This is a genomic window from Nocardia anaemiae NBRC 100462, assembly GCF_001612725.1.
Lineage (GTDB): Bacteria > Actinomycetota > Actinomycetes > Mycobacteriales > Mycobacteriaceae > Nocardia > Nocardia anaemiae.
Window position 1 is genome coordinate 218,711 of record NZ_BDAZ01000017.1, and the last position, 17,793, is coordinate 236,503.

General features: G+C 67.1%; 17 protein-coding genes. 5 read left to right on the forward strand and 12 right to left on the reverse strand.

Annotated features, from left to right (window positions below):
• Positions 1-82: 82 nt before the first annotated feature.
• Positions 83-1,354, reverse strand: a complete 1,272-nt coding sequence (locus NA5_RS11920) for an NAD(P)/FAD-dependent oxidoreductase (RefSeq protein WP_062984966.1) — start codon at positions 1,352-1,354, stop codon at positions 83-85.
• A gap of 111 nt (positions 1,355-1,465) precedes the next feature.
• Here NA5_RS11920 and NA5_RS11925 point away from each other — a divergent pair, with 111 nt between their 5' ends.
• A complete protein-coding gene (locus tag NA5_RS11925) occupies positions 1,466-2,323 on the forward strand; it encodes a LysR family transcriptional regulator (RefSeq protein ID WP_062984968.1) in 858 nt (285 codons plus the stop codon).
• Between the two features lie 37 nt (positions 2,324-2,360).
• On the opposite strand, the gene NA5_RS11930 is transcribed toward NA5_RS11925, so the two are convergent.
• The 5 genes from NA5_RS11930 to NA5_RS11950 all read right to left on the reverse strand — a co-directional run bounded on the left by NA5_RS11930 (position 2,361) and on the right by NA5_RS11950 (position 6,825).
• Positions 2,361-3,122, reverse strand: coding sequence for an ABC transporter permease (locus NA5_RS11930; protein WP_062984970.1), 762 nt, complete (start codon positions 3,120-3,122; stop codon positions 2,361-2,363).
• Entirely contained in the window at positions 3,119-4,141 is a 1,023-nt protein-coding gene (locus NA5_RS11935; RefSeq protein ID WP_218020080.1) for an ABC transporter ATP-binding protein, read from the reverse strand. Before NA5_RS11935 ends, NA5_RS11930 begins: the two co-directional genes overlap by 4 nt.
• Positions 4,142-4,197: 56 nt before the next feature.
• Complete coding sequence (locus tag NA5_RS11940) at positions 4,198-4,818, reverse strand: PadR family transcriptional regulator (protein ID WP_063813312.1); 621 nt, start codon at positions 4,816-4,818, stop codon at positions 4,198-4,200.
• A 155-nt stretch (positions 4,819-4,973) separates the two neighbouring features.
• Positions 4,974-5,930, reverse strand: coding sequence for an electron transfer flavoprotein subunit alpha/FixB family protein (locus tag NA5_RS11945; protein ID WP_062984974.1), 957 nt, complete (start codon positions 5,928-5,930; stop codon positions 4,974-4,976).
• Between the two features lie 109 nt (positions 5,931-6,039).
• Positions 6,040-6,825 carry an electron transfer flavoprotein subunit beta/FixA family protein gene (locus tag NA5_RS11950; RefSeq protein ID WP_062984976.1) on the reverse strand — a complete coding sequence of 262 codons (786 nt, stop codon included), beginning with the start codon at positions 6,823-6,825 and terminating at the stop codon, positions 6,040-6,042.
• A 192-nt stretch (positions 6,826-7,017) separates the two neighbouring features.
• On the opposite strand from NA5_RS11950, the gene NA5_RS11955 reads away from it, so the two are divergent.
• The 3 genes from NA5_RS11955 to NA5_RS11965 are packed head-to-tail and all read left to right on the forward strand — an operon-like array spanning position 7,018 to position 10,609.
• Positions 7,018-7,821 carry a class I SAM-dependent methyltransferase gene (locus NA5_RS11955; protein ID WP_245672196.1) on the forward strand — a complete coding sequence of 268 codons (804 nt, stop codon included), beginning with the start codon at positions 7,018-7,020 and terminating at the stop codon, positions 7,819-7,821.
• Positions 7,818-9,344, forward strand: coding sequence for a 1,4-alpha-glucan branching protein domain-containing protein (locus NA5_RS11960; RefSeq protein WP_062984979.1), 1,527 nt, complete (start codon positions 7,818-7,820; stop codon positions 9,342-9,344). The genes NA5_RS11955 and NA5_RS11960 overlap by 4 nt, the downstream gene beginning before the upstream one ends.
• Positions 9,345-9,355: 11 nt before the next feature.
• The gene (locus NA5_RS11965; RefSeq protein ID WP_062984984.1) at positions 9,356-10,609 is read left to right on the forward strand and encodes a glycosyltransferase family 4 protein; all 1,254 of its coding nucleotides are present in this window, start codon (positions 9,356-9,358) and stop codon (positions 10,607-10,609) included.
• Positions 10,610-10,612: 3 nt separating this feature from the next.
• Here the strand turns inward: NA5_RS11965 and NA5_RS11970 are convergent, their stop codons facing one another.
• Complete coding sequence (locus NA5_RS11970; RefSeq protein ID WP_062984986.1) at positions 10,613-11,158, reverse strand: DUF1697 domain-containing protein; 546 nt, start codon at positions 11,156-11,158, stop codon at positions 10,613-10,615.
• Positions 11,159-11,246: 88 nt separating this feature from the next.
• Positions 11,247-11,996: an acyltransferase gene (locus tag NA5_RS11975; protein WP_062984988.1), complete on the reverse strand. Its 750-nt coding sequence runs from the start codon at positions 11,994-11,996 to the stop codon at positions 11,247-11,249.
• Between the two features lie 237 nt (positions 11,997-12,233).
• Here NA5_RS11975 and NA5_RS11980 point away from each other — a divergent pair, with 237 nt between their 5' ends.
• Positions 12,234-13,565 carry an outer membrane protein assembly factor BamB family protein gene (locus NA5_RS11980; protein ID WP_245672197.1) on the forward strand — a complete coding sequence of 444 codons (1,332 nt, stop codon included), beginning with the start codon at positions 12,234-12,236 and terminating at the stop codon, positions 13,563-13,565.
• 33 nt (positions 13,566-13,598) lie between these two features.
• Here NA5_RS11980 and NA5_RS11985 read toward each other — a convergent pair whose 3' ends face one another.
• From NA5_RS11985 to NA5_RS12000, 4 genes are all read right to left on the reverse strand, one after another.
• A complete protein-coding gene (locus tag NA5_RS11985; protein ID WP_062984989.1) occupies positions 13,599-14,756 on the reverse strand; it encodes a class I SAM-dependent methyltransferase in 1,158 nt (385 codons plus the stop codon).
• Entirely contained in the window at positions 14,756-15,733 is a 978-nt protein-coding gene (locus NA5_RS11990; protein WP_062984990.1) for a class I SAM-dependent methyltransferase, read from the reverse strand. Before NA5_RS11990 ends, NA5_RS11985 begins: the two co-directional genes overlap by 1 nt.
• A gap of 402 nt (positions 15,734-16,135) precedes the next feature.
• Entirely contained in the window at positions 16,136-16,912 is a 777-nt protein-coding gene (locus NA5_RS11995; RefSeq protein WP_062984991.1) for an enoyl-CoA hydratase-related protein, read from the reverse strand.
• Between the two features lie 18 nt (positions 16,913-16,930).
• Positions 16,931-17,701, reverse strand: coding sequence for an NUDIX hydrolase (locus tag NA5_RS12000; RefSeq protein WP_157110365.1), 771 nt, complete (start codon positions 17,699-17,701; stop codon positions 16,931-16,933).
• Positions 17,702-17,793 lie beyond the last annotated feature (92 nt).

Here is a 17,793-nt window from a genome sequence, read left to right on the forward strand (position 1 = left end):
CGAGAAATCAGTCGTTACGGTGCCACCCCGAAGATGCAGGACCGCGCCGGATCGCATCGACCCGGCGCGATGTGGGAGTGGATCAGGCCGCGTCGCGCTCGGCTATCCGCACCGGATCCCGAGCCGCGTCCACCTCGGCGAAGCCGGGGCGACCCGTGCCGATGAAGGCGACCAGCCACGAGGCCACGGCGGCGAAGCGGTTGCGGAAGCCGACCAGGTACAGCAGGTGCACCGCGAGCCACATGGTCCACGCGATGATGCCGCGGAAGGTGATGTGCTCGTTGAGTTTCACCACCGCGCTGAACCGGCTGATCACCGCCATGCTGCCCTTGTCCCAGTACTTGAACGGGGTGCCGGGAAGCTTCTTGCGGCGGATGATGTCGGCGGCGTGCCTGCCCTCCTGCATGGCGACCGGCGACTGTCCCGGATAGCCGTTGAGCGAGGTCATATCGCCGATGGCGTAGATATCGGCATGTCCGCCGACGGTCAGGTCCGGATTGATCAAAAGCCTTCCGGCCCGGTCGGTTTCGCAGCCGGTGGCCTCGGCCAGAATCTGCGCGAAGCCGCCCGCCTGCACACCCGCCGACCAGACCACCGTCTCGGCCGCGATCCGGCGCTCATGGCCCTGCTTATCCTTGACGGTCACCTTGCCGTATTCGATATCGGTCACGAAGGTGCCGAGCAGCACCTCGACGCCGCTCTTGGTCAGCGACGCCTTCGCGTATTCCGAGAGTCCGCCACCGAAGGGTGGCAGCACCTCGCCCGCACCCTCGACCAGGGTCACCGAAACCTCTTGATGGTAGTGCCGTTTCGCGAGCTCCTTCAGCTGCCCGGCGACCTCGACACCGGTCGCGCCCGCGCCGACCACGACGAAGCTCAGCAGTCGCTTCCGTGTCTCCGCATCCGCGTTCTCGGCCTCGGTGAACACCCGCTCGATCTGTGCGCGCAGCAGCTTCGCATCGTCGATGGTCTTGAGCGAGAACGTCTTATCGGCGAAATCGTCGCGGCCGAAATACGACTGCGAGGCGCCGGTCGCGGCGATCAGCGAGCCATAGCGGATCTGCGTGCGCGTGCCGTCGTGCTCGTAGGTGAGCACCGCGTTGTCGGCGTCGATGGCGACGACCTTGCCGAGCCGGACGTCGGCCTCCTTGTGCCTGCGCAGTACCGAGGCGATCGGCGGGGCGATCTCGTGCGAGGCCAGCACACCTGTCGCGACCTGGTAGAGCAACGGCTGGAAGAGATGCTCCGGAGTGCTCGAGATGAGAATGTAATTGATACCCGATTTGGCCAACTGCTTAGCGGCGGCAAGCCCCCCGAATCCCGATCCAACGATGACAACATCTGCGTGTTCCATGACAGCCTCCTTCTCTCATTACCAACCGTCATTCGAACCGCAGATATTTCAGGTGTTCAGGCGCATAATAGAGATGACTCTTATCTGGATTGCTCATGAATTGGAGATCACGTGGAGCTTCGCCAGCTCACCTACTTCGTCGCGGTGTGCGAGGAGTTGAGTTTCAGCAGGGCCGCGGCCCGCTGTTACATCTCCCAATCGGCGATCAGCCATCAGATCGCCCGGCTGGAACGTGACCTCGGCGTTGCCTTGTTCGAGCGCTCGACCAGGGCCGTTGTGCCGACCGACGCGACCATGCGGCTACTTCCCCTGGCTAAACAGATGCTCAGTCTGGAGTCGGCCATCCGGGCAACCGTGCGCACCTCGGGTCACCGTATCCGGCTGGCCGCCAATATGTCCTTCGCGACCCGATCCCTGTCCGCGATCGCCGGAGCGCGCGCGGCGCATCCGGACGCCGAGATCGAATTCGTCATCAAACCGTTCCGGCAGCGGATCACCGCGGTGGCCGACGGCGACTGCGATCTCGCACTCATCCGCGGCAGCGTCGACGAGCCCGGACTCGCGGTCGAGAAGCTGTGGATCGAGGACCTCGTCATCGCCACCTCCGCCGCCCATCCGCTGGCCCCGCGCGATCAGGTGACGCTGGCGGATCTGAGCCAGTATCCGCTGCTGCTCCCGCCCGAGCAGGAACAGGTCCTGCTGCACAATGTGATTCGGGCCGCCTTCGCCGATCTGGCCGCGGGCCCCACCTTCGGTCCGCCGATTCCACCGGACCACACCGCGACCATGGAGCTGATCAATCGCCCGGACGCCTGGACCGTGCTCTACGCCGACAGCCCGACCGAGGGGCTGGTCGTGCTGCACCTGGCCGAGCACCGGCTACGGATTCCGGTCTCGGCGGTCTTGCGCAGCGATGCGCGCCGCTCGCCGATTCTCACCACTCTGCTGTCCGGGTTGCACCGTCGCTGAGATGCGCTGCCGCCGAGCACATCTCGTGGCATCGGCATCAGGCGTTCTCGCGGGTGAAGCTCCGTGCGCCGATCAACATCGCGACCGCGGCGACCGCCAGCGTGAGCCCGGTCCCGAGATACACCTCGGACGCGTCGAAGTCACCGCGGAACAGGGCCCTGGCCGCATCGACGGTGTGTGAGAACGGATTCACTGTGCCGATCGTGCGCAACCAACTCGGCCCGACGCTCAACGGCAGCAGAATGCCGGACAGCAGCATCAGCGGCACCGCGAGACTATTGAGCACCGACGCGAGCACGTCCTCGGATTTGGCCCACAGCCCCAGCGCATACGACGCCGCGGCCAAACCCGCTGCCATGACCGCGATCAACAGAACCGACAGCACCACACCGAGCGGATCCGGCCGAACCCCGAAGGCAGCCATGGCAACTCCGACCAGCACCAGTGCCTGCACGACCAGCACGACCATATCTTTGAGCACCCGTCCGGTCAGCAGTGCGCCCCGGCTCGCCGGCGTGACCCGCTGCCGTTCGACCACGCCCGCGCGCAATTCCGCCACAATGCTGAATCCGACATAGATCGCACCGAACAGCCCGGTCTGAATGACCAGTGCGGGCGTGAGCAGCTTCCACGGGTCGGCATCCGCGCCGAGCGCTGGTGCGATGCCCTTGACCAGCGGGCCGAACAGCACCAGATACAGCACCGGCTGCGACAGACCGATCAAGACCCACACCGGATTTCGCAGATTGGCCCGCAGTTGGGACCAGAAGATCAGTCCGGTCTCGCGCATGAATCTCATGAGTGACTCGCCTCCCGCAGCGAACGCCCCGTAATGGTGAGAAAGACATCGTCGAGGCTGGGACGTTTGACAGTGAGCGCGCCTGGCACGAGTCCACGCTCGTCCATGGCACGCAACAGGGGTACGACCGCGGCGTCGCCGCGATCCACGGTGAGGTGCACCAGCGTCGCACCGATCCGGTCCGCACCCGCATCCTCCGAGCGCACCAGTGAGCGCACCTCGAGCACCGACTGGGCGACCTGGAGTGCGAGATCGGCATGGCCGTCATCGATTTCGAAGCTCACCACGTCACCGGAGATGCGGCGCTTGAGTTCGTCGGGCGAGCCCTCGGCGACGATGCCGCCGTGGTCCATGATGAGAAGGCGATCACACAGTGCGTCGGCCTCGTCCAGATAGTGGGTGGTGAGCACGACCGTGGTGCCCCGCTCACGCAGCCGCCGGATGTGCTCCCACAGATTCGCGCGGCTCTGCGGGTCCAGGCCACTGGTCGGCTCGTCGAGGTAGATCAGCGTCGGGCCGTGCACCAGGCCGAGTGCGATATCGACGCGGCGGCGCTGACCGCCGGAGAGCTGGTTGCATTTGCGCCGACCGAGTCCGTCCAGGTCGAGCGCGACGAGCAGTTCTTCGGCATTGTGCACCGCCTGTGCCTTGCTCAGTCCGAAAAGCCTTGCCTGCAAGACCAATTCGTCGATGACCAGGGCATCGTCATTGGTCGATCCGCCCTGGGCGACGTAGCCGATACGCGAACGCACGGTCCGCTGGTCGGCCCGTAGATCAGCGCCGGAGATGACCGCTTCGCCCTCGGTCGGGGCGATCAGGGTGCTGAGCATGCGCAGCGTCGTGGTCTTACCCGCGCCGTTGGGGCCGAGCAGGCCCAGTATCTCACCCTCGTACACATCGAAGTCGACGCCCGTGACCGCTTGCACGGGGCCGCTTTTGGTTGCAAACGTCCGCGCCAGCCCGCGCACCCGGATCACCGAGGTGCGGGTGCGATCGCGAACGGAGTCGATCGTTTCCACCTGAACCACGGTAGGAACAACCGACCAAATAATCAAGCTTTACTATTCAGTCTTGATCAGTCGATGATGGCGCTGCGGCCGTCCAGCCGCGTCGGGAACCGGTCCCATACCTCCAACTGGCCACTTTCGATGCGCTCCAACGTTTTCTGCGACCAGCGCAGATCGGCCCGGATATGTTCGGAGGCCAACCGGATCGCGTCGGCGACGTGATGTGGTTCGGTCTCCGCCGGATCGCCGCTACCGGCCATCACCCGACGCTCCTCGCGATCCAACTGCTCGAGTTCGGCCTCGAATTTCTTGATCCGACTGCGCAATGCGGCGATGACCTCATCCCGGGGCGCCTGCGGCAGCAGCGCGACCGCCGCAGCGTATGGATGCTTCGGCTGCTCGGCATCCCACAGTGCCTCGCGCAGCAGTTGTGCGAAGACCTTCTCGCCCTCGGCGGTCAGCCGATAGGTCGTGCGCTCCGGTCGCGCACCGTCCTGTCCAACACCCTCCACCGCGATGAGCCCGTCGCGCTGCAAGGTATTCAGCGCGCCGTACACCGAGCCCGGCTTCACATTCGCCCAACTGTCCGCCCGCCAGGAAAGCAACTCACGCCGAACGTCATAACCGTGCACCGGCGCCAGCAGCCGCACCACGGCAAGCACCAGCATCCGAGTCGTAGGAACAGCCATATCCGCAGGTTATCCCACCCCCACGCGGCCGCATCGAACACAAGCGGCCCTGCTGTTACCGACCTGGGGCGCTCGAACAGCGGTGCGCTATCGAAACACCCGTGGCCCCGGCCGTTTCCAGCCAGGGCCACGGGGCGGCGTCGGTGCGCGAGCGCTCAGCCCTTGTGCGCCTTCACAGCTTCGGTCAGCTGCGGGGCGACATTGAACAGGTCGCCGACGATGCCGTAGTCCGCGATCTCGAAGATCGGGGCCTCTTCGTCCTTGTTGACCGCGACGATGGTCTTCGAGGTCTGCATACCGGCGCGGTGCTGGATGGCGCCGGAGATGCCGAGGGCGATGTAGAGCTGCGGGGAGACCGTCTTACCGGTCTGACCGACCTGGAACTGGCCCGGGTAGTAGCCCGAGTCGACCGCGGCACGCGAGGCGCCGACGGCGGCGCCGAGCGAATCGGCCAGCGCCTCGACGACCGCGAAGTTGTCGGCGGAACCGACACCGCGACCACCGGAGACGACGATGCTCGCCTCGGTGAGTTCCGGACGGTCGCCACCGACGACCGGCTCGCGCGAGGTCACCTTCACGACGCCCTCTTCCTGCGCGGGCACCTCGACGGTCACCTTCTCACCCGCACCCGCCGAGGCGGTGGCCTCGACGGCGCCCGGACGCACCGAGATCACCGGCACGTCGCCGGTGGCCTTGGCGTCGACGGTGAACGCGCCACCGAAGATGGAGTGCACGACCGAACCATCGGACTTGACGTCGATGACATCGACGAGCAGGCCGGAGCCGATGCGGGCGGCGAGGCGGCCCGACACCTCCTTGCCCTCGGCGGTGGCGGCGACGATCACGGCGGCCGGGGAAACCGACTCGACCAGACCCGCGAGCACGTCGACCTTCGGGGTGACCAGGAAGTTGTCGACATCGTCGGATTCGGCGATGTAGATCTTCGCGGCACCCGCGGCGGCCAGCGCGTCGGCCAGCTTCTCACCTGTACCGGCCGGGCCGGTCACGACGGCGGCGGGCTCACCGAGCGCGCTCGCGGCGGTGAGCAGTTCGGTGCTGACCTTCTTGATCGCACCGTCGGCGTGCTCGACGAGCACAAGTACTTCTGCCATTTGTGTTCTCCTGAGTCCAATTTGCGATGTTCGCTACGCCCTGCGTGGTCACGCTTCGCTACCGCCTCCGGGCGCTGAGCTCACACCGCGGGAGCAGTCTCGGGCGGGATCAGATGATCTTCTGACCGACCAGGTACGCGGCGATCTTGGTGCCGCCGTCGCCCTCGTCCGCGATCTTCTCGCCCGCGGTGCGCGGGGGCTTGGGGGTGGCCGCGGTGACGGCGGTGCCCGCGTTGGCGACACCGACGGTCGACGGGTCGACGCCCAGGTCGGCCAGCGTGAAGGTCTGCACTTCCTTCTTCTTCGCGGCCATGATGCCCTTGAAGGAGGGGAAGCGTGGCTCGTTGATCTTCTCGGTGACACTGACGATGGCCGGGAGGGTGGCCTCCAGCTTGAACACGCCCTCGTCGGTCTCCCGCTCGCCGGTGATCTTGTCGCCGTCGACGGTCAGCTTGCGCAGGTGCGTCAGCTGCGGCAGGCCCAGGTACTCGGCGATGATGGCGGGGACGGCACCGGAACGACCGTCGGTGGCCTCGTTGCCCGCGATGACCAGCTCGACACCCTCGACCTGGCCCAGCGCGCTGGCCAGCACCCAGGCGGTCTGCACGGCGTCGGAGCCGTGGATCGCCGGATCGTTGATGTGGATGGCCTTGTCGGCGCCCATGGACAGCGCCTTGCGGATGGCCTCGGTGGCCCGGTCCGGTCCGGCGGCCAGCACGGTGACCTCGCCGCCCTGGGCCTCCTTGATCAGCAGCGCTTCCTCGACGGCGCGCTCGTTGATCTCGTCGAGAACGGCGTCGGCGGCTTCGCGATCGAGGGTGAAGTCACCGTCGGTCAGCTTGCGCTCGGACCAGGTGTCGGGAACCTGCTTGATGAGTACGACGATGTTCGGCATCGGTCTTCGTCGACCTCCTGTTCTGGTTACACGTGTGTGGTGGTCGCACGAGCTGCGCCGTACGTCCTTGTTAGTAGCTCAGGGCGTGACACTACCCTACGTTAAGTTACTCATGGGTAACTTAGTTGCTTCTCTCTCACAACAGCGATCCTGGCGATAATGTGCGGCCGCCGTACCAGTAACGTCGGAGCGATGAGCGAGGCTGTGATCCCTGCCGCAGTGGGCACCACCCCGGGCATTACTCCCGAGACGGCCGTCGAGCCGTTGCCGCTGACCGGTGAGCGGACCGTACCCGGCATCGCCGAGGAGAACTACTGGTTCCGTCGGCACGAGATCGTCTATGCACGCCTGCTCGAGCGATGCGCCGGAAAGACGGTTCTGGAGGCCGGATCCGGCGAGGGTTACGGCGCGAACATGATCGCCGATGTGGCCACCAAGGTGATCGGTCTGGACTACGACACCAGCGCGGTCGAGCACGTGCGCGCCCGCTACCCGCGCGTGGAGATGATCCAGGGCAATCTCACCGCGCTGCCGCTGGAGGACGAGTCGGTCGATGTCGTGGTGAATTTCCAAGTGATCGAACATCTCTGGGACCAGGGCCAGTTCATCCGGGAATGCCTGCGGGTGCTGCGACCCGGCGGCGAACTGCTGATCAGCACGCCCAACCGGATCACCTTCTCCCCCGGCCGCGACACTCCGCTCAACCCGTTCCACACCCGCGAACTCAATGCCGACGAACTCACCGAACTGCTCGTCGACGCGGGTTTCCGGGTCACGCTCATGACCGGTGTGCACCACGGGCCGACGCTGAAGGCGTTGGACGCCAAGCACGGTGGTTCGTTCATCGATGCGCAGATCGAGCGCGCGCTGGCCGGACAACCGTGGCCCGCCGAGCTGACCGCCGATGTCGCCGCCGTCGCCATCGACGATTTCGCACTGATCACCGAGGACATCGATGCGAGCCTCGACCTGGTCGCCATCGCGGTGAAGCCGTGAATGAAGTTCCCGGCCAGTTCACCCTGGTCCTGCATTCCCATCTGCCCTGGCTGGCCCACCACGGCCGCTGGCCGGTCGGCGAGGAATGGCTATACCAATCCTGGGCCGCCTCCTACCTCCCGGTCGTCGATGCACTGAGAACCCTTGCCGCCGAAGGCCATTCGCATCTGCTCAGCCTGGGCATCACGCCGGTGCTCGCCGCCCAGCTCGACGATCCGCATTGCCTCGCGGGCATGCATCACTGGCTCGGCAATTGGCAGCTGCGCGCCGACGAGGCCGCGATGGCGGGCAATATCGCGCTCGGCAGACATGAGCACCGGTTGGCCGCGGCGGCACTCGCGGAATTCGAACGGCACTGGCGTCACGGCGCGGCGCCGGTGTGGCGGCAGCTCATCGACGCCGAGGCAATCGAACTGCTCGGCGGCCCGCTCGCGCACCCGTTCCAGCCGCTGCTGCATCCGCGACTGCGTGCCTTCCAGCTCAGCGAGGGCTTGGTCGATGCCCGGCAGCGCTGGGGCCATACCCCGACCGGCATCTGGGCGCCCGAATGCGGCTACACCCCCGGCATGGAGACCGGATACGCGGCCGCGGGTGTGACGCATTTCATGGTCGACGGACCCGCCTTGCGCGGCGATACCACCCTCGGCCGCCCGGTCCGGGAATCGGATGTGGTGGCCTTCGGGCGGGATCTGCAAGTGAGCTACCGGGTTTGGTCGCCCAAGTCCGGCTATCCGGGCCAGAGCGCCTACCGTGACTTTCATCACTATGACCATGCGACGGGTCTCAAGCCCGCCCGCGTCACCGGCAAGACGGTCGCCGGTCCGGACAAGGCCCCCTACGACCCGGAACTGGCGGCCGCGGCGGTGGTCCGCGATGTCGAGGATTTCGTGCGAACCGTGCGCGAACGGCTGATCGACGAATCGGCGCGCATCGGACGTCCGGCCCTGGTCGTGGCCGCATTCGATACCGAATTGTTCGGGCACTGGTGGCATGAGGGTCCGCAGTGGCTTGCCCAGGTGTTGCGGGCACTGCCAGCGGCGGGCGTCACCGTCGGCACCCTGGCCGATGCCAGGGCGCGCGGGTTCGTCGGGGAGCCGGTGCCGCTGGCCGATTCGTCCTGGGGTTCGGGTAAGGATTGGCGAGTGTGGGCTGGTGACCAGGTCCAAGACCTGGTCGAACTGAACGACGACATAGTCCGGCTCACCCTCGATACGGTCGACAAAATGCGCGCCGCGGACGGCGGCACCGCACTGCGCGACCCGGTCGCCGATCAGCTGCTGCGCGAGGCCATTCTCACTGTCTCCAGCGACTGGGCATTCATGGTCAGCAAGGACTCCGCGGCGGGCTACGCACGCGACCGCGCGCACCGACACGCCCACGCGGTGCGGGAGATCGCGGCCGCCGTCGGCGCGGGTCAAGTCGCCAAAGCACACCAGTTGGCGGCAGGATGGGGGGCGGCCGACGGGTTCTTCCCGAGTTTGGACGCACGGCGGCTGGCGATCGCGGACCGAGATTCCGCCTGATAAGGACATTCATGAAGATCTTGATGGTGTCGTGGGAGTACCCACCGGTTGTGGTCGGTGGGCTGGGCCGCCATGTGCATCACCTGGCGGTCGAACTGGCCGCGGCCGGTCACGAAGTGGTCGTGCTCGCCCGCCGACCCTCCGGCACCGACTCCGTTACCCACCCCACCCACTCCTTCATCGCCGAGGGCGTGCTGGTGGTCGCGGTCGCGGAGGATCCGCCGTGCTTCGACTTCGGCGAGGACATGCTCGCCTGGACGCTGGCGATGGGCCACGCCATGGTGCGCGCGGGTGTCGCGCTCGGCAAGCCCGGCATCGGCGACGGCTGGGTCCCCGATGTCGTGCACGCGCACGATTGGCTGGTCGCGCATCCGGCGATCGCGCTGGCCGAGTACTACGACGTGCCGCTGGTGTCCACCATCCACGCCACCGAGGCCGGGCGGCACAGCGGTTGGGTCTCGGGGCGGGTCAACAAGCAGGTGCATTCGGTCGAATGGTGGCTTGCCAATGAATCGGATGCGCTGATCACCTGCTCGACCTCCATGCGGGACGAGGTGGAGCGGCTCTACGGGCCCGAGCGGGTGCCGATGACGGTGATCCGCAACGGAATTGATGTGGGCGCGTGGACCTTTCGGCCGCGGGCACCGCGCACCGGTCCGCCGCGGCTGCTCTATGTGGGTCGGCTGGAATACGAGAAGGGCGTGCAGGACGCGATCGCCGCGCTGCCGCGCATCCGCCGCGCCCACCCCGGCACCACACTGACCGTCGCCGGTATCGGCACCCAGTTCGAATGGCTGCGCGAACGCGCCCGGGTGCATCGAGTCGCGCGCGCGGTGACCTTCGCTGGTCAGCTCGATCACGAGGAGCTGCTCGGCTGGTTGCACGGCGCCGACGCGATCGTGTTGCCGAGTCGCTACGAACCCTTCGGCATCGTCGCACTCGAAGCGGCCGCCGCGGGCACCCCGCTGATCACCTCCACCGCAGGCGGTCTCGGCGAGGCCGTCATCGACGGTGTCACCGGCGCCTCCTTCGAACCGGCCGATGTGGACGGCATCGTGGAAGCCGTGCGCGCCACCCTCGACGATCCCGCCGCCGCCCAGGACCGCGCCTACGCCGCGCGCGAACGCCTCACCGCCGACTTCGCCTGGGATGTGGTGGCCGCCGAAACCGCCCTGGTCTACACCTCGGCCAAACGCCGCGTCCGCAACCCCCTCGGCCGCCCCACCATCATCGAACGTCCGCTGCCCGAGCGCGATCCGAAGTAGCGCCTAGCTCTCCATCTTCTTGACGATCTTCTGGATGGTGAGCCAGGTGCGGGTGGTGATTTCCTTGCTGTAGGTCTTCTCCATCCAGGCCATGAAGTTCGGGGTGCGCGGTTCGGTGTTGTCGATGACCGCGAGAACGACGCGGGCGGCCGAGTCGTAGCCGACGATCCGGACGCCGGGCTCGGAGTGTTTACGCAGCTCTTCGGCGACATTCGGCGGGGCCTGTTTGAGGAATGTCGCGGTGAGATAGGTGCCGCGGCCGTGGGTGAGGCCCGGAAACGGATCGGTGTCGAGCAGGCCGCGCAGTTCGTCGTAGGTGCGCACGATGGTGCCGCCCGGGATGCCGAGTTCGCTGTTCAGGGCGTCCTGGATGCGGGCCTCCAACTTCGCGATATCGGTGTCCGCGGTACGGAAGACCACATTGCCGCTGGCCAGTACCGTGGCGACCTTCTCGAATCCGAGCCCCTCGAATACACCGCGCAGCTTCTCCCCCTTCATATTGGGGTTCGTCGGCATGATCCCGCGCAACAGCGCCGCGTACCTGTTCATGCCGTGACCGTACCGACTGCCACCGACGCGCGATGTCCGAAAAGGCGCGAGCCCCGGGTCCAGTCCGGATCCCGGGGCTCGACGCCGCTCATGCCGACTGGGTGGCGCCGTTCTTCTTGCGCTCGATATCTTCCAGCGCGGCAATGTATTTGGCGCGCTCCTCGGCACCGGCCTCCCAGGTCGCCTTGCGATTCTTGACGACCTTGGCGGGCGCGCCGACGGCAATGCTGTAGTCCGGAATCTCGCCCTTCACCACCGCATGCGCGCCGAGCACACAACCGCGGCCGACGCGGGTTTCGCGCAGCACGGTCACCTTGGCGGCGATCCAGGTGTCCGGACCGATGCGGACCGGGCTCTTGACGATGCCCTGATCCTTGATCGGCATGGTGATGTCGTCCATACGGTGGTCGAAGTCGCAGATGTAGCACCAGTCCGCGACCAGAGTGGATTCACCGATCTCGATATCGAGGTAGGTGTTGACCACATTGTCCTTGCCGAAGACGACCTTGTCACCGATGCGCAGCGAACCCTCGTGGCAGCGAATGGCATTGCCGTCGCCGATATGCACCCAGCGGCCGATCTCCATCCGGCCCAGTTCGGGGGTCGCGTGGATTTCGACGCGCTTGCCGAGGAAGACCATGCCACGCAGCACGATATGCGGATTGGCCGCCTTGAATTTGAACAGCCGGTAGTACCGCACCAGATACCAAGGCGTGTACGCCTTGTTCGCGAGCACCCAGCGCAGCGACGCCAGCGTCAGAAATCGCGCTTGCTGCGGATCCCGGCGGCGCGAGCCGCGCCACCGCGAGCGCAACGGTGCGCCCCACATGCTCGTCACGAACTCATCTCCTGTCGTGGTCCTTGACATGGCGACCATCCCGGTCGCGACGGCTAGAGCTTATCCGGTCGGAAAACACGGCCGGGACCCGTACAACGTCGGCCGACCCTCCCGTACAGTGATCGCTGCGCCGCCGACGGCGGCGAACCTCCACGCGGGCAACCCGACTTGGGTGGTGCACGTACCCGGGGGGCGGACACGCTTTCGGTCACGTCCACGACGACAGGAGTGCAGCAGGTGCGAAGCGGCGGCGTACTGGCCAATCCGGCGCGCGGGCTGACCCTGTCCCGACTGGGTGCGGCGGCGGCCATCGGCGCACTGGTGTTGACGGGCTGCGGTACCGACGTCGACGACATCACCGCCGGATCGGGCAAGGGCTGGACCACCGCGCACCACGACGGCCGCAATAGTGGCGTCAGCCCGGTCACCGGCTCGCGCAAGCTATCGCTGAGCTGGTCACGTCCGGTCGGTGGACCGGTCGAGGAACCCTTGACGATCGGCCCGGACGGGCAAATGTTCCTCACCACGTCTGCGCCCAACAACTGCGCCATTCTCTCGCTGCAGATGCCGACCGGCCGCAAGCGCTTCTGCAACGCGCTCGGACCGAATGCGATCTCCGCGCCATCGGTGGTCGACAGCGGCACCAATGTCTACGTCGGCGACGACAGCGGGGTCAGTGCGTTCAACTCGATCGGGCAGCCGCGCTGGCGGACTCCCGTTGCGGGCGTACCAGTTTCGGCGCAGTTCACCGGCGACGGGAAAATCCTGACGGTCACCCAGTCCGGTCAGCTGGATGTGCTGAGCCGCCAGACCGGTGAGCGCGTCGTCAGCACCGCCCAACTGCTCGGCGATCCCGATTTCCTGGAATACCCGGATCTCACCCGACCCGCCTCCGGTCAAGGTCTCGACGACTGCGCGATCGGCGGACCGCAGTGCCCGGTCGCCAATATTTCGCCGATCGAGGTATCCAGCGGCCGCTTCTTCGTCACGCTCTGGAAGCCGGGCAAGCCGATCGCCGCACTGGTCGCATTGCGCTACGCCGACAATAAGATTCAGCAGGAATGGAGCGCGGACCTGCTCACCGACGGCAGCGCGACCAGTCCTGCACTGTCCGCCGACGGCCGCACCGTCTACGTCGGCGACAACTCCAGGCGCCTCATCGCCATCGACGCCGCCGATGGTCGGACCAAATGGGTGCAGCCGCTGGATTGGGCTCCGCGCGGCGGCATTTCGGTCTCCAGCGACGGCCTGATCATCCCGGCCGGTGACGACGGCCACCTGCTCGCCCTGCGAGATAAGGGCGATACCGCCGAAATCGCTTGGGAGCGTAAGGATCTCACCCTGCGCGGCACCCCCGTCCAAACCGCGGGCGACACCGGCTACACCGCCGCCGCCATCGGCGACGGCATCAGCCTGATCACCTTCGACACCAAAACCGGCACCACCGTCGACTCGGACGTCCTCCCCGACGCCAAGGGCACCACCACCGGCACCTCCATCGGCCCCAAGGGCGAGGTAGTCCTGGCCACCCGCATAGGCGAAGTCTTCACCTTCAAACCTGAGCAGTAGTCGGCGCTCGAAAGGGGTCGGGGCGTTGGCGGGTTAGGTGCAGAGGAAGGCGGCGGCGGTGCGGGATAGGCGGGTGAGGATGAGGGTGTAGGGGTGGGTGCCTTGGAGTTTCAGGCGCTTGCGGAGGGTGTCGGGGTCGATGTCCAGGCCGCGGATGCGGATTTCCAAGGCGCCGCAGTTGCGGCGGGTCAGTTCTCGGCGGAGGGTCTTTTCGCGGAATTCGAGGCGGTCCAGGATGCGGAAGCCGCGGACCCCGTGGGGGACGGTATTGCCGGTCAGGTAGGCGATCTGCGGATCCAGTTGCCAGAGGCCGTGTTCGGCGGCATAGTGGCGCACCAGGCCCGCGCGGACGATGGCGCCGTCGGGGTCGATGATCCACTCGCCGAGAGGCTGTTGCGGAATCTCGTCGGGCGCGGCGTCGGTGTAGGCGACGGATTCGCCACGGGAGGTGAGGACTGTCGCGCGGCGAGTGACGCCGGTCTCGGAAAGACCAGGAGACCACAGGCAGGCCTCGCGGACCGCGCCGTCGAGGGAGACGACCTCGATTTCGCCCGCCCAGTTCAGGCGGTCGAAATCCAGTCCGGGAGCGCACTTTACGGCTAGGTCGCGGCCGGGATAGGCGGCCAGCAGATCCGGGAGCGGGGGTTGCAGTTTGGCCGGATCGTGGGTGCGGCGGCCGTCCGCGCGGCGGGCCGGATCGGCGATGACGACAGTGCCGGTGCTGGTGGGTACGAGGGCATCGGCCTTGGTCAGCAGGACATTTCGAGCGGCGGTAAGGTTGTGCGCGGCCATGGATAGGCGCACGTCGTCGAGGTCGCTGCCGAGTACCGACGGGCACGCACGGGCCAGTTCGGCGAGTTCCGCGCCGATCGAGCAGGTCACATCGTGTACGGCGCGTCCGGACAGGCGGGTGGCGCGGTGGCGGGCCACCAGTGTCGGTGTCGCCTGTTGCAACGCGTCATCGGTGAACAGCCACTGGTCGGTATCGACGAGTTTGGCCGTGGCGCGACGGCGCAGGCGCACCGTTTCCACGAGTGCGCCCGAGTGCTCGCCGAATTCTCGACGCACCCGCTCCAGATCGCGCAGGTGCGTCGCGGGAGTCAACTCCAGCCGGTCCACCTCGGCAAGCGCGGCGCTACCCGCAGCGCTGCCGAGGAAGGCGACATCCTCGCGGCCGAAGCGGTAACCCACTACTTGGCGGCGGCGCCCGGCTTCACGCCGGTGATCATGGCGTTGTAGAAGAACTGACGTGGCACCACCCGGCGCATGACGTTCTCGTCCAACCAGCTCAGCCGCAGCCACGCGCGGTACATGGCCATCCGGTAGCCCATGGTGAGCTTCTCATCCGGCACGGCCGCCTCGAAGGTGCGCACCGGCCAACCCCACAGCGCCGCCGCGAACTCCTCGGTGCTCGCCTTGACATCGGTCGCACCGGCGCGACGGGCCATGGCCTCGAGGTCGCTCGGATCGAAGGTGTGCAGGTCGACGACCGCCTCCAGCGCCGCGGCGCGCGAGGACTCGTCCAGTTCGGCCTGCGGACGCCGCCAACCCGACAGCGCGGGCAGCTTGGTCACGGTGGTGGTGGCCTTCCAGGTGATGCGGCCGAGCCAGCGGGCGTAGAAGTTGCCCGCGGTGGTCGGCTCACCGGCGAAGACGAAACGCCCGCCCGGCTTGAGCACGCGCAGACACTCCTTGAGCGCCAATTCAACATCCGGAATGTGGTGCAGCACCGCGTGGCCGACGACGAGGTCGAAGGTGTCGTCCTCGTACGGGATGGTCTCGGCATCGGCGACCCGGCCGTCGACGTCGAGCCCGAGGTTCTCGGCATTGCGCAAGGCGACCTTCACCATGCCCGGTGAGAGATCGGTGACCGAGCCGGACTTCGCGACGCCACCCTGCATGAGGTTCAGCAGGAAGAAGCCGGTGCCACAGCCCAGTTCCAACGCGCGCTCGTACGGCAGCGGCGCGGGGCCGACGGCGGCGTCGAACCGGCCGCGGGCATAGTCGATACAGCGCTCGTCGTAGGAAATCGACCATTTGTCGTCATAGGTCTCGGCTTCCCAGTCGTGATAGAGCACCTGGGCGAGCTTCGTATCCTTCAGCGCTGCTTCGACCTCGGCCTCGGTGGCATGCGGGTTCGGCGCCGGGTCATCGGGGTGGACCGTCATGGTGGGCAAGCCTAGCCAACCCTCCAGCGCACGTGTGCAGCGGACCGGTGAGTAGGAACTGATTCCGGCTTGCCGCCCCGTCCCCCGAGACTCGTTCTGGTTCCGAACCTCCCCGATGATCCGCCCACGCCCCGCCGCACGCCCTGGATGCGGCCAGCAACCTGGGGCTCGAGCAGGACTCACGATCATCGAGCGCCGCGGAGGTCCCGCGAACCGCCACACAGGAACGTGTTCCTGTTTATGGTCCGCATCGGCGCTCACGTCGACCGATCCCGACCCGTCCGATCGCGGCATCGAAGATCCTGGACTCCCGTCCAGCAACGACAGCTGACGAACCCGAACCGTCAGCCGGATAAATCGCCTGGCGATCCAGCCGGGGCGCGATCGAGCCCGTCCGATTCCTCAGCGCCCGACGAACGTCGCTGAACCCGGGCCGTCGGCAAGGTAGGACTCCGTGCCGATGCGGCGGTCTTCGGTGGTGAAGAGGGTGGTCCATTCGGTGCGGGCACGGTCGAGGCCGTGCGGACCTGCTTCGAAGACGGATTTGGCGGCGGCGAGGGCTCGAGTGGGGGCGTCGGTGAATTGTCGGGCCCAGCGCAGGGCGGCGGTGTACACGTCGTCGGGGGCGACGACCTCGTCGACCAGGCCGAGGGCGCGGGCCTCGTCGGCCTCGACGAAGCGGCCGGTGTAGACGAGATCCTTGGCGGGGCCGGGGCCGATCAGTAGTGAAAGGCGGCGGATGCCTGCGAGGGGGATGAGGCCCGCCTTGATTTGCGGCAGGCCGAGTTTGACGTTGTCGCCGATGATGCGACGGTCGGCGGCGAGGGCGAGTTCCAGGCCGCCGCCGAGGCAGTAGCCGCTGATCGCGGCGACCGTCGGCTGGGGCACCTTGGCCAGGCAGCCCAGTGCCGCCTGTAGATCGGCGGCCATGGCTTCGGCCTGATCCGGACCGAGCTCGGCGAGTTCGGCGAGGTCATCGCCCGCGCAGAAGACCCGCTCATCGCCGTAGACGACCAATGCCGCGACACCGGGCCGCGCGGCGACAATCGCCGCCGCCTCGGCCACCTCACGCACCAGCTGCGCGTTCAGCAGGTTCAGCGGCGGGCGGTCGATCCGGAGGACGGCAACGCCACGGACGGCGGGATCCTCCGGCAACTCCAGGGTCACGAATTCGGCCATGGCAGGAAACCTACTGCCTCACGGACGCGCGGATCCCCTGAGCCTGCTGGTATCGGGCATACCGGCGAAGTACCGATGGTTGTCCGGGAATTCGAGCACCTGCCGTCCGCTGTCACCGGTGAGCACCGGCATGATCGGTTCGATCACCCGATCGACCGCCAGAATCTCCGCGGTGGAAGCGAATTCGGCCATGGCATCCAGCTGCGACCAGGTCGGCGGCAACAGCACATCGGTGCCGGCGCGCCAGCGCTCGAGCGCCTCCGCAGCAGTGCGCCATTGCACCTCGGCCGCCTCGGAGGTTGCGCCGTCGGCGAGTTGCCCCTGCGGCAGCACCGCGACGAAGAACCGGGTGTCGTAGCGCCGCGGCTCGATCACCGGAGTGATCCAATTCGCCCACGGCCGCAACAGATCCGCGCGCAGCACCAGCTTCTCCTCGGCGAGGAAGGCCGCGAGCGACACCTCACGCCGCTCCAGCCGACCACGGGCATCGTGGTAGCCGGTGGTATCGGAGACGACGGTTTCACCGGTCGGCCCGGCGAGCAGTACTCCGCATTCCTCGAAGGTTTCGCGAACGGCGGCGGCGACCAGCGCCTTGGCCCTCGGCTCCGTGGTGCCGAATTTCGCGGCCCACCAAGCGGGTTCGGGTCCGGCCCATTCGATATCGGCGGTCCCGTCGGACGGATCGACACCCCCGCCCGGAAAAACGGTCATACCGGCGGCGAAGGCCATCGCCCCGACCCGACGCTGCAGGAACACCTCCGGCCCGGTTGCACCGTCACGCACCAACATCACCGTCGACGCGTCCTTGACCGACGGAATCGGCTGCTGCGCGTTCGTCTCGCTCACCCCTGCACCCTAACGCCTGCTTGTTTTACGGCGTA